This window comes from Psychrobacillus antarcticus (assembly GCF_029533155.1).
Taxonomy (GTDB): domain Bacteria; phylum Bacillota; class Bacilli; order Bacillales_A; family Planococcaceae; genus Psychrobacillus; species Psychrobacillus antarcticus.
In genome coordinates, this window is record NZ_JAIZDB010000003.1 from 62132 (window position 1) to 78511 (window position 16380).

The window sequence follows — 16380 nt, forward strand, 5'->3', positions numbered from 1 at the left end:
AAATTATTAATTTTGAAAGTGATTTTGTGAAAATAGTATCATGAGCCCTTAATCCTCCTTAGAAATTAGGAATGAACACAAGGTTCCTCTTTATAGTAATGATCATGGAAACAAATGTCAATTAATTTTCGGAATCATCAGTTACTTAAAAGAGTAACGATAAAATTCGCGAAGTAGAAGAGTTTTAGACATAGTAAATCCTGACCATTATCCGATGGCATTTTGATATTCAGAAGCTAGTTTGTGAAATATTGTACTTAAACTTCCTCAGTTTCCTTGAAAGTAGTTCTGAAATAATTGAAAACGTTGAAGGGGACAAGGGACTTTGTGCTTAAATAGATGATAAGAGGACTGTATATTCAATAAACGGGTCAAATTTCGAAATATGATAACTGTACCTTATAATAAATTTCCGCAGATAAATATTATCTCAAATGAAAATATAAGGAGGTATAATTATGTGGTTAATATTAGGAATTATTGCTGTGGTAGCAACTTTTATAAATCTTTATATGTACAAAAAAGGAAAAGATTATAAACTTGCGATGGCTTTGGGATTATCATTTACAGCATTGACACTATGTGCAGAACATAGCCTTGCTGCTAGTTGGGTAAAAAGTGAAGATTGGTCGGCTTTATTGGATGTTGTACCTACTATGGAAAAGGCGTTATGGTTTCTAACAATTTTTTCTATCGTACTAAATTTAGCACCTGTATTTTTAGAACTAAAAAATAAAAAATAATTACTTATTGTAGCATCAGTGTGTAATTAATGTCTAAATCTTTATGTTTTCTTCCTTGTCAAAAATAGAAAACGACAAGAGATTGGCTCATGCAGATTAACTACATTAATACAAAAAAAGAGTACAGGATCATGACATCGTCACAATCCTGTACTCTTTTAATGCTTATAAGTTTTGCGAATCTTTCCACTCTAGGAACTCATCGTACGATAATTGTTTATCTAAGATAGACCCGTCTTCACGGATTTCAATTACACGATTAGCAATTGTTTGGATAAACTGATGGTCATGTGAAGTGAAGATCATTGCGCCTTTGAATACGGTAAGACCATTATTCAATGCTTGAATAGACTCAAGGTCCAAGTGATTTGTTGGCTCATCTAGTAATAATACGTTCGATTCCGAAAGCATCATTTTAGAAAGCATACAACGTACTTTTTCTCCACCTGAAAGAACGGAAGGTTTTTTCTTCACTTCTTCCCCTGAGAAAAGCATACGTCCAAGGAATCCTCGTAGGAATGTTTCACTTTCATCATCTGGTGAATACTGGCGTAACCAATCTACTAATGATGGTTCATTGCCTTCGAAGTATTTTGCATTATCAAGTGGGAAGTAGGCACGTGTTGTTGTGACACCCCAACGTATGGAACCTTCTTTTGGCTCTTCTTCTTCTGCTAATATACGTAATAATGCAGATTTTGCTAATTCATCGCCTATAAGAATAATTTTGTCTTCTTTATTCAATGTGAAGCTGAAGTTGGAGAAGAGTTTTTTGTCTGCTGTAGAATGGCCTAGATCTTGTACTTGTAATACATCATTCCCGATGTCACGTTTCATAGAGAAGTTAACATATGGGTATTTACGAGATGAAGGTCTAATATCATCTAGCTCTATTTTGTCTAGCATTTTCTTACGTGATGTTGCTTGTTTAGATTTAGAGGCATTGGCACTAAATCGAGCAATAAATGCTTGAAGTTCTTTAATTTTTTCTTCTTTTTTACTATTTTGATCGTTAGCTAATTTGCCGGCAAGTTGACTAGATTCATACCAGAAATCATAGTTCCCAACGTAAACTTGAATTTTACTGAAATCTAAATCCGCAATATGTGTACATACTTTGTTCAAGAAATGACGGTCATGGGATACTACGATAACAGTATTATCAAAGTTAATAAGGAAATCTTCCAACCATTGAATAGCTTTAATGTCTAAATGGTTAGTAGGCTCATCTAGTAAAAGTACATCTGGTTTACCGAAAAGGGCTTGAGATAAAAGAACTTTTACCTTTTCCGAACCAGTTAAATCAGCCATTTTCTTTTGATGAAGTTCATCAGGAATACCAAGACCTTGTAAAAGGATTGCTGCTTCTGATTCTGCTTCCCAACCGTTTAAGTCAGCGAATTCGCCTTCTAGCTCGGCTGCACGCATACCATCTTCGTCTGAAAAATCTTCTTTCATGTAGATAGCATTTTTTTCATTCATTACTTCATATAAACGTTTGTGCCCCATCATAACTGTCTCTAAAACATTGTATTCTTCGTATTCGAAGTGATTTTGTTTTAAAATAGCTAAACGTTCATCTGGGTTCATAATGACATTGCCTTCTTGGGCCTCAATCTCACCAGACAAAATTTTGATAAATGTTGACTTACCTGCTCCATTTGCACCAATCAATCCATAACAATTTCCTGGTGTAAACTTTATATTTACGTCTTCGAACAACTTACGGTCACCAAAACGAAGACTTATGTTACTTACTGCAATCATGCTAGTACCTCCTAAAATTCACAATGACCTTATTATAGCATGAATTTAGGGTTACTAGGAATTCTTATACATAGTAAAATAAATATATTTTTAGTTATATTATTCCCAATAGTAAATCTTATTGGAATTTAACGGAGGACATTGTAGTGGTATTGTACTATTTAAATTTTGTGGTCAGTCTAATGAGGCATAACTTACACGAGGATTTTCAACTAGAGAGTTTCCTCTAATGTAGAACTATTTCAATTAGGTTTGCGCCAAGAGGATGTTTGAGTAAGATTATAGCTCGTTGGAAGATATGAAAAATCACAACTTTTTATAATTAAAGCATTTAAAGTGAGTGAGTAATTTAAAATTGTAATCTGTAAAGAATTCCTCATCTTCCAAAAAAGAATTCCTATATTGTAAAAATAGGATTAGAAATCTATATTTTAACTATTTACTAAGGTGTGAGAGGTGATTTAACTAATCAAAAATTAGACTTTGAAACATTTCTATTTCCATCATATGGATACTTAACCATTATGTTTAACTAGATGGAAATTTAAAAGTACTATAATCTAAATTAGGCTTATATAAAGATATCTTTTGTAAGACTAATTATATTGTAGGAGAAGTATGTATGAAAAAAATATTATCAGTTTTATTAGCGACAGTAATTATAGGTGCGAGCGTGGTCACACCTTTTTCTACTGTAGAAGCAGAATCAATCACAAAAGCCGAATCTTTCGTGAGAACAGCAGAACAACATGCAGGAGCATTAAAATGGCAAATCTCTTATGAGCTTACTAAAGAAATTAAATATCCAGATATGAAAATTTTTAACTTAACAAAAGATGCTTATTTAAAGGCAAAAAATGAGATTGCTAAAGCAAGTGTGAAGGATAAAGTAAAGTTAGAAAAACGTCTTGAAGAAAATGTTGGGAAACAATATAACCGTGCAATAGGATATATTGATGCAATTACTTCTGGAAAGAAAATTGTAGATAAAGCAAACCATTTTAGTTCTCTATACGCAGCAAATCCAACATCAGATTTGACCGAAAGAAGTTACCATGATTTATCGAGCGAGATTCGTAAACAAGCAATTTTACTATATCGTGTGTACGGTAAATCTACTCGTGATGCAATACTTACTCAATATAAAACTCCTGGAGAAAAGGCACTTCAATCTTCTAAAAATGTAATTACTGCGAAGATGCACGTAGATGAACTAGACAAGATGATCACTAAAAATACAGATCAAAAAACAGTAGAGACACATGTTATAGAATTCTTCAACTTGTTGGATAAAATTGAAGATGAGGCGATCAATAGCGTTTTATATGATGCTTACCAAGTAAGTATTAAAAGAGATTCAAACTTTATTGCCCAAGAAAAAGAAATTATAGAATTCTTTAAAAAATCAGATGAATACGCGAGTGCCGAAGATCTAGAGGGTATGTTTGGCCTATATAGCGAAGAATATCCTGATTATGCAAACCTTAAAACAGAAATAGAAACAACATTTAAAGACTTTGACGTAAAATACGAAACTCTAGGTCTAGAGATTCAATATATTACAGATGGAATAGCACTTGTAATCCAAGATGAAAAGTCGACTATCGATGAAAAAGAAGAACTTGAAATTACTTTCGTTTATCTTTTAGAAAAAGATGATTCTGGTAACTGGAAATATCTTGACATATTAGACGTGCAATAATAAAGTGATTTTTTACTGCAGCAAAACTCATAGATCCACGAGTTTTGCTGCAGTTTTTTATGAATAATTTTTTTGGTGTTTTCATAAACAAAACTTAAATTTACTTATTCAAAGGAGTATAATCGGTCACGATATTCTTAACTACTTAAGGAGATACATAATGAATGAACATACGCTTTTACCAAAAGACTTGATCTATAAAAATGAGAATAAATATTTTTGGATTGTATTTATAATTAGTATTTTCTCTTATATCGCCTTGACCCTGTCGATTTTCGGGATTCTAATTTTGCTAGGTATATCTATAATTTCTTTGTTCCTTAATGCCCTAATGATTGGAAACATTCGGACAAACGCTGTTAAATTGAGTGCAGTGCAGTTTCCTGAGGTCTATAAAACAGCTGAGGGGTTATGTGCAAAAATGGGTATCTCTAAAGTTCCTGACATTTATGTCATGCAGTCTGGAGGAATGCTAAATGCCTTTGCAACCCGTTTTTTCAGAAGAAATATGGTAGTCATCTATGCCGAAATCTTTGAGCTTGTTAATACTAATAATGAAGATGAGCTAAATTTTATCCTTGCTCATGAACTTGCTCATATTAAGCGAAATCATCTGTCTAAGCAAATGTTTATATTGCCTGCAATGTGGATACCGGGAATCTCGGAACTTTATTTAAAGGCTTGTGAATATACTTGTGACCGATATGCTGCCTTTTATACAGGAAATCATGAGGCATCAAAAAACAGTCTGACCATGCTTGCAATTGGAAAAAACCTTTATTTACATGTCAACCGGGGTGAATATTTGGAGCAATTAAATCATGAAAAAGGGTTCTTTGTCTGGCTTAGTGAGGTTTTATCTACCCATCCACCATTGCCAAAACGAATAAACGAGATCAACCATCTGTTTGGAGAAACAGAACAGGTATTGATTCATCCGAAAAAGTCAAAGACAGGCTGGGTTTTTGGCATTGTATCGTTGATTTCATTGTTGATTTTATCAGTAGGATCTTACTATTTAGTAAGAGAATTCCCCTTATCTTATTCGATGGAAGAGTTTGAAGAGATAGCTGTAGTTGAAGAAGAAATTTCGTCTTTTATCGCCGCAGTGGCGAGTGATAAACTAGATAAGGTAAATCAGTTGATTGAAAAAGGAGAAGACGTAAATCAGGAAGATTTTTATGGAAATACGGCACTAGACTGGGCAGTTAAAGGCGGTAACCCCAAAATGGTAGAATTGTTGCTTAGCTCAGGTGCCGATTCGAATTATGAAAGCAGTTATGGAATGACTGCTTTAATGACGGCTGGTGAAATAGGGGATCCGAATATGGTTAGAATCCTTGTTGAAGGGGGTGGGGATCCAAATTACCAAGAATACAACGGAATGACAGCATTATTTTATGCGATATACAGTTCTGATTTGGAAACTGTCAAGCTACTCCTCGATCTAGGTGCGGATCCCAACATAAAAGATTCCCAAGGTATGACAGCACATATGGTCGCAGTTCAGTCGGGCGAACGTGAAATTGCAGAATTTTTGAAAAATATCAATAATGACTTTCAACGGAAACAGTAACATGGTAAGTCCCTCTATCTTAATAATGATTGTGGGTCAATCATGATTGGGCTTTAAAGTAATAAAAGATCCCTGCACGATTCGATTGCTGGAAACTATATAATTTTTTAGAATAATAATAAAAATTCTAAAAATATTTTATTGATTGATAAACAGACCATAGTACATGTATATATTAAGATATAAAGATGTCATTAATAAAAGATTTACTTGTATAAAACAAATGGGATAGATATTAGGAAGTTGGTATAAAATGATTACTATTTTTTGGTTGTTCTATTTAGGGGTTCTTGCAATAGGTACAATTGGAATAATTTTTAAAGGTTTTAAAACTTCTTTTGAAATATTTGACTTTATTTTTTCCGTAATAACTTGGATAGGTTTATTTGGTTATGTTACGAATAATCAGATTCTTACTCCTCTTCTTTGGAAGTGTGTGTTCGTAATTGGATTATTATGGGATTTCGTATTTGGTTTTAAAAAGTTCAATGAAGAAGTAATTCATGATGATGGACCGCAAGCCATAAAAATTGTGATTTTTGGACTCACTTCAATATTCTTTGTCGGACCATTATATTTAGGCTTATTCCTTTATGCCTTTAAATAAAGGAATAAATCGTTTTGCTTTGTTGAGAATGGGTCCAATACAAATTTCCAAGGCCACAGAAACTTACATGGTGAAATAAAATAGATTTCTCTCGATTTAATAGCGACAGAAGAACTGCACGATGCGGGTCAGGCAGTCGTTGCGAAATGTTTTTTTATTTTGCGACGAGCTTTGCGCAGGAGCACCACGATGTCGCGTACTTAGACTGTCATCATCTATCCTCAATTATTAGGGTAGTATCTTTTCTCTAGTTACCCCAAAAATGAACTAACCCGTTTCTAAAAGTTGTAGAAGGGAGACGGACAGTTAATAGCCATAAGATTACCGAGAAAATAAGATGCTGATCGTGACTTGAGTCACGACCAGCATCTTTAAAAAATCAAATGGTAATTATATAGCAATAAATCTGTACAAAGCCCTTCGAAAACAGTAGAAACAGGTTTAGATCCTAGAGGACCAGGCGTTTTTTTTCCGGTTTTTCTTATTTATATTGGAAATATCAGCAAAAAGTTAAATGAAAATTTTGCAATGTTCATAAATGTTTATAATTAATCTATTTCCAGTTTTTCTCTATAAATTCATCTCTACCGGATTGTGCACGATCCTCTTTGTAATGAGAAGGGCTTTTTTTATAGAAGTCTTGATGATACTCTTCCGCTTCATAAAATGTTTTAGCATCACGAATTTCGGTAACAATAGGCTTAGAGAACTTTCCACTTGCAGCAAGCTGTTGTTTCGATTGCTCCGCAAGCTCTCGTTGTTCCTCAGAATGAACAAATATGGAAGCTCGATAACTTTCTCCTCGATCTTGGAATTGACCACCATCATCTGTAGGATCAATTTGTTGCCAAAAAATTTCTAATAATTGATTGTAAGAGAAGATGCTTGGATCAAATTGTATTTCTACGACTTCAAGATGGCCGGTATTACCTTTTTTCACATCTTCATATGTTGGGTTATCGAGATGTCCGCCCATATATCCAGAAGTTACTTTATGTATGCCTTCCCAAGTATCAAATGGTTTGACCATGCACCAAAAACATCCTCCTGCAAATGTTGCTTTTTCTATCATATGTATTCCTCCTATTAATTTCACTTATTGTATTTTTCATAATGTAAAATAAATATTACCACTAGTTAAGTAGTTGTACAAAAATCTGAAACTATATTGGCTGAAATACGTTATTATTAGTGTATAAAGGGGAGATTACAAGATGGAAGAAGAACTACAGCAGACTAGACGAAGTCGAAGAAAAAGACGTCCTAGAATTGGACGCATACTTTTTACGCTATTATTGTTTCTAGCAATAGGAATTGGTATTTACACTTTCACTCAATATTCTAGTGGTTATAAATTAGCAGATACAGAACAAAAAGTACCAATGGATTTTAAGGGAGATAAACTTAAAAAAGGGGAACGTGAAAATATCTTGGTTCTCGGTGTGGATTCCAGAGGTCAAGATAAAGCAAGGACAGATACGATGATGATTTTTTCTTGGGATAAGCAAAATAATGATGTGAAAGTAATTTCATTCATGCGTGATATATATGCTGAAATTCCGGGTTATGAATCTTATAAATTAAATACAGCCTTCTATCTAGGAAAAGTACAATTACTTAAAGATACTATGCAAGGGATGTTCGGCTTACCCATTCATCACTATGCATTAATCGATTTTAGTAGCTTTGAATCCTTAGTTGACATTATTGCACCAGATGGTATTCCGGTAAATGTAGAGAAGGATATGTCTGAAAAAATTGGTGTCACATTAACGAAAGGACAACAAAACCTAAATGGACAAGGACTACTCGGTTATGCTCGCTTCCGTTCGGATAACGAAGGAGACTTTGGACGAGTTGGTAGACAACAAATGGTGATGGAAATCTTAAAGGATGAACTGTTATCGTATGAAAACATTCCGAATTTACCTAAATTCATTGGTGCTACGGAAGGATATATCCAAACTGATTATTCACGTTCTGACAAAACAAAACGTGTGTTAGATGCAGTTGTAAGTGGGAAGTTAGAAATGGAAAAAATGACAATCCCAGTCGAAGGGACTTATACATTCAAGAACTATAGTCATGCTGGATCCGTCATTGTACTCGACAAAGAAGTGAATAAAGCAGCAATTACAGAGTTTTTAGAAAAATAACTTGCTTTAACGTTGCCATATTTATTTTTCCTCCGTAATATAAATATATATAGAAAGGAAGTTTGATAGAAATGGAGCCAGAAAAACCTTCTTTTTTTTCTACAAGATACATAAAATTCTTAGGTGGACGTAATACAGTCTTTTCATTAGTTCTTTTACTTATGATTGGTTTGGTTATTATGATTTATGATGAAATTTCCTTTATATTTGTTCCTTTAACGGTATTTCTAGGCAACGTCATTTTACCAATAATTTTAGCTGTAATTGTGTATTACTTATTACGACCGATTCTGCGTTTATTGGAAAAGATAAAAATTAAACGTATCTGGGGAATTCTTATTATTTTCTTAGTATTGGTCGGTTTAGTCACTTTACTTGTATTTTTAGTCTTTCCTTTTTTAAAAGGTGAAATTTCCAGACTAGTGGATGAGTTGCCTTCATATTTTATCCAGTTATTCAATGACCTAGATGCATTCTTAAGAACATCTATTTTTAAGGACTATTATTTGCAAATTGAAAATGACGTTTCGTCTGTATTAAATGGACTTCCAGATGAAATTGGGCAATTTATGCAAAATACTGTGACAGGGATAGCAACTGGAATTTCCTCTATAGTAGGAGTATTAACAAGCTTCGTGTTAGCGATTGTAACTGTTCCGTTTATTGTCTTTTATTTATTAAAAGATGGTGAAAATTTACCTCAATACGTGATGAAATTATTTCCTCCAAGAATGCGGGATGATTTACAGGAAGTATTTACAGGTATAGATAGACAAATTAGCTCATATATTCAAGGACAAATACTCGTGTCTATGTGTATTGGATTTATGATTTTTATTGGATTTACAATTATTGGTATGCCGTATGCACTTTTACTCGGAGTTATTGCGATGGTTACAAGTGTGGTACCATATCTAGGTCCGGTAATTGCTATTACCCCCGCAGTAATAATAGCGCTAGTAACTTCACCATTATTACTTGCTGGGTTGGCAGTCGTTTGGACAGTCGTTCAGTTAATAGAAGGTAAGTTTATCTCACCTCAAATAATGGGTAAATCATTACATGTGCATCCAATTACCATTATTTTTGTTCTTATTACAGCAGGTTCCTTATTTGGTGTTCCAGGTGTAATTTTAGGGATTCCAGGATATGCCATAGTAAAAGTTATTGTTTCACACTTTTATTCTATGTTTAAAAAGCGTTATAATAAGTTTGAACCAGTTATTGAAAATCATTACGAGTATACAAATCACAAGGTGGACTGAGAATAATGACGAAGAAGTTTGAATCTTCCATAGAAGTACAATCAATAAAGATAGATACTATTGTTGATCATCCTTATATTGAGCATGGTATTAATCTGTCGGGTACAATTTATATTGAAGGAGTTCATGATGAATCAGTGGAAAATATTAAATTAGAAGTATTTAAACTTTCTACTGACGGATCACCGAAAATTGTATCGAAGCACTCTATTGAGCTAGTAGGAGGAGCTGCATCAAAGGATATGCAAATGATTCCTTTTGAGATTATGCCAGATAAAAGATGGATTCCAGTTAGTACGGAGGATGTAACGAAACTTATTTTAAGAACGACCGTGTTATTTGAAAATGGATCTGAGTTTAACGATGAAGATGAAATATATTTTGATATTGAAGAATAATTTTTTAAAACTCCGGCATTGAGCTGGAGTTTTTTCTTTTGGGTAATTTTACTAAGTGAGTGAAGTAGAGCCATTTACTAGCGTTCAAGTTGGGTTTACACGCTAACAATTTCAAATAACTTGCGCTCGCTGGTAGTTTACTTGCTCGTAAGTTGGGTTTACTTGCGGAAAGGGAAAGTTACCCATTTCCATTGAATTGCGTACGTCAATTACATAATTTTTGTTTGTATAAACACTTTAAAGTTGACCATTCTAATTATAAATTAGGAGGCAAACTTACAATGATCAAACAATTGATTACGATACTTATTATTTCCTGTTTCATCCTTACAGCCTGTGGAGACCAAAGGAATTCCAATGATCATCCTAAAGAAGAGACGAAAGTAAACAACCTAGATCAAAATATTCCAAACACTGGGAATGAAGAGGTTAATGAAGAAAATGATGTAGGTATTCCTAAAATGGATGGTTTCAATGATGCCACTATTGAAAAACCGAAAGAAAATAACGATTGAATTGTATGAATAGTTATGCTATTATTTATTTAACTAATTCGAACGGAGGTGAAGAAAGAATGAAAAATGCTATGAATGCACAATTATTTATGTTGGAATTTTTATCAACCTCTTGTGCGATTACTCATGAAAATGCTAACAACGGGATAGTTCTGTCTATTTTTAGCCATTTCCATAGTAATAATCATAGCTGAGAAGTCATTCTTTCGGATCCAACAAGGTAACGAAAAGACTGTGCTTTTTAGACAGTCTTTTTTTGTTGCGAAAAAAGACTTGCTTCCAGCTCATAAAGAATCGAAGGGAAGCGTTCATCATGATCTGTACTATACAAAATATAACTAAAATGCTCGGAGGAAATACCATTTTCGAAAACTTGTCGCTAGAAATAAAAACTGGAGACAGGTTAGCCATTGTTGGGCGAAATGGAACAGGTAAGACTACATTATTTAAATTATTAGCGGGCAGTGAAAAGCCTGACGAAGGGTCTATTCACTTTAAGAAAGGTACATCGATCGGTTATTTGGCTCAAATACCAACGTATTCTGAGAATATCACTGGTCTGGACGTTCTCCATACTGCTTTTCAAAGTATTACAGAGTTACAAAAGAAAATGATTCAGATGGAGCAACAAATGGCAACTGTCGTCTCAGGTGAGATGGAGCGACTGCTCCAACAATACGGAGAAATTCAAGAACAGTTTACGCTGTTAGGCGGTTACACAATGGATGCTGAAATTGAAAAAGTAGTCCAGGGACTTCAGCTTTCAGGATTCGTTAACCAATCCTTTACAAGTTTGAGTGGTGGGGAACAGACGAAAATAATGCTAGGAAAGATATTACTGTCGAATCCAGATTTATTGTTATTGGATGAACCAACCAACCATTTAGATATATTCGCAGTTGAATGGTTGGAACAATATTTGATTGGCTATTCAGGAACTGTTGTAATCATCGCGCATGACCGATACTTTTTAGATAAGGTTGTGACCAAAATTGCTGATTTAGAGGATGGCGAGATTTCTCTTTATCATGGTAATTATTCTTCCTTTATTTTGGAAAAGGAAGCAAGATTAATGCGTGAGTTCCAAGAGTATGAGGAACAGCAGAAAAAGATCAAAAAAATGAAAGAAGCGATCAGACGTTTAAGACAATGGGCAAATGAAGCGATGCCACCAAATCCAAAGTTATTTCGTCAAGCACGAAATATGGAAAGAGCGCTAGAGCGGATGGTGAAAGTAAGAAAACCACTAATCGATCCAAAAAAGATGGAGCTTTCGTTTGAATTTGCATCTAGAAGTGGGAAAGAAGTAGTTTTGATGAAAAATATATACAAATCATTTGGTGATAAGGTCTTGTTAGAAAATGCGCAGCTTAATGTTTATTGGAAGGAGCGGGTGGCGATTGTCGGCCGAAACGGCTCTGGAAAATCCACTATATTAAACCTGCTACGTGGTGAGATATCTATCGATCAAGGAGAAGCGCGGTTAGGTAGTAATGTCCGTGTAGGTTATCTATCCCAGCATTTTGAAATCCAGGATCCAAAAGCGAGACTAATTGATGTGTTTCGAAGTGAGTTAAATATGGTGGAAGGAGACGCTCGTCATATTCTTGCGAAGTTTATGTTTTACGGACCAGAAGTATTTAAAAGGATTGGTGATTTAAGCGGAGGTGAGCGGATGAGACTTCGCCTAGCGCAGCTCATGCACCAGGATATTAATCTACTAATTCTCGATGAACCAACAAACCATTTAGATATCGATTCCAGAGAGGTGCTTGAAGATGCTTTAGCTGATTTTGATGGAACTATTTTAGCTGTATCTCATGACCGCTATTTTTTAAATAAATTATTTCCGAAAACTGCCTGGTTGGAAGAAGGAAAGCTATCTACTTTTGAAGGACCATACGAGTGGGCTCGAGAAAAGTGGGAGGAGAAAGTAGTCATTGAAATTCCTGTCAAAAAAGATAAAGTAATAAAACCAATGAACAAACGAATAGTAGAGAGAAATATGGAGGAAGAAATTCACTCATTAGAGAAAGAGATTTCCCTATTAAAAGAGCGAATGGAAATAGAAAGTGATTGGGCAACATATGAGAGTCTTTTGGAATCTATCCAGGTAAAAGAACGCGAACTAGAAAATCTAACAATCGAATGGATAGAGTCCGAGGACGATATGTAATGAAATAGACAATATAGTTAAAAAGACATAATTATGAATTTACTTATTTATCAAATAAATGTATATTTCAAAATATTAATATTCATACCTTGGTCCTATATAATGAGATAAATACCCCGCAAAATGAAGTAGGTATATTGTAGGGTATCCAACTTTTATATAGAGAGAAGATGTGGAATGAGAAAATCGATCAAGTGGAAAATAATTGTTTCTGTAATGTTATTAATATTCATTAGTATGGCATCATTAATAAGTATTAGTACGAAATCTATAAGTGAAAAAACTGAAAAAGACTTAATTGATCAGAGCCAAGTTATTGTAAAAGAAATGTCCTCATCCATTCAGAATTATTTAGCCGCTTATGAAAAAGGGGTATTGCAACTATCCACTTCAAATGATGTTGTTGATTTTGAAAATAACACTAAAGCTACAAATGAAGCATTAGCCAATCAATTAGAAAAAAACTTAGATACTAGATTCAATGAATTTGCTTCAATATATGATGCTGTAGCTTCTGTATATATAGCTTTTCCAGATAAATCAATTGAAATAATACCAGAAGCAGACCTGGGATCAGATTTTGATCCAACTTCAAGAGAATGGTATAAAAACGCCATCTCCGACAAAGATAATTTCAGCTGGTCTAAACCTTTTGTAGATGTAGCTTCTGGTGAATATGCTATTTCTGGTGCGAAAGCAGTAATTAAAAATGGCCAAGTGGTCGGTGTACTTGCCATTGATATTTTATTGTCAAAGTTAACAGAAACGTTAGCAGACAGTGAGTTAGGGTACGATGGTTATCCGGTTATTGTAGATGGAGATGGTAATGCGATTGTACATCCAATATTATTTGGAGAAAACTTATCTGAGGTTTCATCCGTGAAAAAAATGCTTTCTAGTACCTATGAAAGTGGAAATGTGACTGGCTTAACGGATGGCACTCATACAACTACTATATACACAACTTTACCAGGTTTAGATTGGAAGGTAGGAGCTGTTTATGAGGAAGCTAAGATTCAACAAACAGCGGATAGTATTCGTTCACTTATCATTACGGTTGCTTTAACTATTGAGGTGTTAATTTTTGTTGTATTATTTTTCTTAATAAGTCATATCTTAAAACCAATCGAACAATTGAAAAAGTTAATGGATTCAATGGCTGCTGGAGACTTAACAGTTCAAGCAAATATAAAATCCAAGGACGAAATCGGTCAGTTAGCAACCAACTTTAATAAAATGGCTACAAACATGAAAGAAATCATTCAAGTAGTAAAAGAGTCTGCTAGTAATGTTCAATCGAATTCCGAAAGTTTAAGTGCGGTAGCCGAAGAAACAAATGCTTCTGCAGAGCAAGTATCATTAGCTGTTAGCGAGATTGCGGAAGGTGCCTCTAAATCTGCGGAAGATGCTGGGGAAGTAACGGAGAACTCCGTTCACTTAAGTGAGCAAATAAATCTCATCAATGAAAAATCAGAAATGATGTCTGAGATTGCTACTAAAGCAAACTCGATGAACGTAAATGGACAAAACCAAATGAGAGAATTGAAGTCTTCCTTCCAAAACTGGGAGTCCAATCTTATTTCTATGTCTACTTTGTTCACTACTTTGGAAGTTAGAGTAAATGCAATTGGTAGCGTCATGGAAACAATTATGCAAATCTCTGCACAGACGAATCTACTCGCATTGAATGCAAGTATTGAAGCAGCTCGTGCAGGGGAGCATGGAAAGGGATTTGCAGTTGTTGCAGATGAAGTACGAAAACTTGCAGAGCAATCTGCCAAAGCGACAGAGGAAGTGAAACAAACTATTACAGAGCTGCAGAGTGAATCACATATTGTAGGGGAACAAATGGTAGATACAATCACAACATTCCGTGCGCAAGGATCTGTTGTAACCGATACAGAAGTGACATTCAGTGACATATCTTTACTGATGAATAGTTTACAAGCTTCCATTGATGCAGTGTCCGCAGAAATCGAACAGGTTTCTAGCTATAAAGATCAGGTAGTAGACACGATTCAAGTAATGGCTGCAACATCGGAGCAAACTGCTGCAGCCTGTGAAGAAGTAAGTGCATCATCAGATGAGCAGCTACGAGCAATTCAATCGGTAGCTCAAGCATCCGAGACCTTAACAGAGCTTAGTGATAATCTAGCGGATGCAGTTAATCGTTTTAAAGTTTAAAAGAAGTTGAAATATTTGAAAACAAGTGTTAATATTTTCTAATGAAGAACAGTATAATTTAATAACTCTTATCAAGAGAAGCTAAGGGACATGGCCCGTTGAAGCTTCAGCAACCTCTGACTTGTCAGAAAGGTGCTAACTCCTACAAGATAATTTCTTGAAAGATAAGAATTGAGAGCAAAATGTTCACCCTCTTTTCTTATTACTAGGAAAAGAGGGTTTTTGAATTTAAAGGAGGAGAATTAGTTGCCAATAAATATACCAAAACAATTGCCTGCAGCTGAACATCTAAAAAAAGAAAAAATATTTATCATGGATACTGATCGAGCGATAGCCCAAGATATTCGCCCATTGAACATCATTATTGTGAATCTAATGCCAGAAAAAGAAAAAACCGAGCTTCAATTACTACGACTATTAGGGAATACATCTTTACAAGTAAACGTGAGCTTTTTACATATGGCAACACATGATTCAAAAAATGTGAGTAAAACACATTTGGATACTTTTTATACAACCTTCCAGGATATCAAACATCGAAAGTATGACGGAATGATTATCACAGGTGCGCCAATTGAGCATTTATCATTTGAAGATGTTAATTACTGGAGTGAAATGACGAAAATAATGGATTGGTCCAAAACGAATGTGACCTCTGTTCTGCATATTTGTTGGGGGGCACAGGCTGCTCTATATCATCATTATGGCATTGGAAAATATGACCTACCTAAAAAATGTTTCGGGGTGTTTAGTCACCGGTTATCCGATCCAACCATCCGTATAGTCCGAGGATTTAATGATGAATTTAATGCGCCAGTTTCACGTTACACTGCCGTGTCTTACGACGAGATTAAACAAGATCCTCGATTACTATTGCTTTCTAAATCAGATGATGCAGGTGTTTTCCTCGTAATTTCCAAAGATAAAAAGAATATTATGATTACTGGTCACTTGGAGTATGATGCAACTACACTTGCAGACGAATATCAAAGAGATATCCAAAAAGGTGTGGACATTGATGTTCCAGAAAACTATTTTCCAAACGATGATCCAACCCAAAAACCAATAAACTCATGGCGTTCGCATACGCATCTACTATTTTCCAATTGGCTGAATTATTATGTATACCAAGAAACTCCTTATGAATGGGAATGACTAAGAAAGATCAGGCAAAAAAACGTCCGGCTTCTTTTTTGGGACATAGTAGATTCTCCTAACTTATTGTGTTCTCGCTCTTAACTTAATTGTCCAACTAAGTGTAGAATATCCAATAAATCATTTTATATATAGG

At 34.6% G+C, this 16380-nt stretch carries 14 protein-coding genes and 1 riboswitch; of the genes, 12 read left to right on the forward strand and 2 right to left on the reverse strand.

Features of this window, described 5'->3' with window-relative positions; all coding sequences use genetic code 11:
• Positions 1-458: 458 nt before the first annotated feature.
• Positions 459-743, forward strand: a complete 285-nt coding sequence (locus tag LDK52_RS02465) for a hypothetical protein (protein WP_277584370.1) — start codon at positions 459-461, stop codon at positions 741-743.
• Between the two features lie 165 nt (positions 744-908).
• On the opposite strand, the gene LDK52_RS02470 is transcribed toward LDK52_RS02465, so the two are convergent.
• Positions 909-2510 carry an ABC-F family ATP-binding cassette domain-containing protein gene (locus LDK52_RS02470; RefSeq protein WP_277584371.1) on the reverse strand — a complete coding sequence of 534 codons (1602 nt, stop codon included), beginning with the start codon at positions 2508-2510 and terminating at the stop codon, positions 909-911.
• 622 nt (positions 2511-3132) lie between these two features.
• Here LDK52_RS02470 and LDK52_RS02475 point away from each other — a divergent pair.
• The 3 genes from LDK52_RS02475 (at position 3133) to LDK52_RS02485 (ending at position 6395) form a co-directional block, all read left to right on the forward strand.
• Positions 3133-4212 carry a hypothetical protein gene (locus LDK52_RS02475; protein WP_277584372.1) on the forward strand — a complete coding sequence of 360 codons (1080 nt, stop codon included), beginning with the start codon at positions 3133-3135 and terminating at the stop codon, positions 4210-4212.
• Positions 4213-4372: 160 nt separating this feature from the next.
• Complete coding sequence (locus LDK52_RS02480; RefSeq protein WP_277584373.1) at positions 4373-5788, forward strand: M48 family metallopeptidase; 1416 nt, start codon at positions 4373-4375, stop codon at positions 5786-5788.
• Positions 5789-6041: 253 nt separating this feature from the next.
• Complete coding sequence (locus LDK52_RS02485) at positions 6042-6395, forward strand: hypothetical protein (protein WP_277584374.1); 354 nt, start codon at positions 6042-6044, stop codon at positions 6393-6395.
• Positions 6396-6948: 553 nt separating this feature from the next.
• On the opposite strand, the gene msrA is transcribed toward LDK52_RS02485, so the two are convergent.
• Entirely contained in the window at positions 6949-7467 is a 519-nt protein-coding gene (gene msrA / locus LDK52_RS02490) for a peptide-methionine (S)-S-oxide reductase MsrA (RefSeq protein WP_277584375.1), read from the reverse strand.
• Between the two features lie 142 nt (positions 7468-7609).
• Here msrA and LDK52_RS02495 point away from each other — a divergent pair, with 142 nt between their 5' ends.
• The 8 genes from LDK52_RS02495 (at position 7610) to metA (ending at position 16244) form a co-directional block, all read left to right on the forward strand.
• Entirely contained in the window at positions 7610-8551 is a 942-nt protein-coding gene (locus tag LDK52_RS02495) for an LCP family protein (protein WP_277584376.1), read from the forward strand.
• Positions 8552-8622: 71 nt separating this feature from the next.
• The gene (locus LDK52_RS02500) at positions 8623-9816 is read left to right on the forward strand and encodes an AI-2E family transporter (RefSeq protein WP_277584377.1); all 1194 of its coding nucleotides are present in this window, start codon (positions 8623-8625) and stop codon (positions 9814-9816) included.
• Between the two features lie 5 nt (positions 9817-9821).
• Positions 9822-10214: a sporulation protein gene (locus tag LDK52_RS02505; RefSeq protein ID WP_277584378.1), complete on the forward strand. Its 393-nt coding sequence runs from the start codon at positions 9822-9824 to the stop codon at positions 10212-10214.
• Between the two features lie 281 nt (positions 10215-10495).
• A complete protein-coding gene (locus LDK52_RS02510) occupies positions 10496-10729 on the forward strand; it encodes a hypothetical protein (RefSeq protein ID WP_277584379.1) in 234 nt (77 codons plus the stop codon).
• Between the two features lie 71 nt (positions 10730-10800).
• Positions 10801-10923 (forward strand): RAxF-45 family protein, encoded by a 123-nt coding sequence (locus tag LDK52_RS20005; protein WP_320415335.1) that lies wholly within the window; start codon positions 10801-10803, stop codon positions 10921-10923.
• Between the two features lie 119 nt (positions 10924-11042).
• A complete protein-coding gene (gene abc-f, locus LDK52_RS02515; protein ID WP_277584380.1) occupies positions 11043-12905 on the forward strand; it encodes a ribosomal protection-like ABC-F family protein in 1863 nt (620 codons plus the stop codon).
• Positions 12906-13082: 177 nt separating this feature from the next.
• Entirely contained in the window at positions 13083-15089 is a 2007-nt protein-coding gene (locus tag LDK52_RS02520; protein WP_277584381.1) for a methyl-accepting chemotaxis protein, read from the forward strand.
• A 65-nt stretch (positions 15090-15154) separates the two neighbouring features.
• A riboswitch (SAM riboswitch) is annotated at positions 15155-15260 on the forward strand.
• Between the two features lie 75 nt (positions 15261-15335).
• On the forward strand, positions 15336-16244 hold the full coding sequence (metA, locus tag LDK52_RS02525) for a homoserine O-acetyltransferase MetA (protein WP_277584382.1): 909 nt from the start codon (positions 15336-15338) through the stop codon (positions 16242-16244).
• Positions 16245-16380 lie beyond the last annotated feature (136 nt).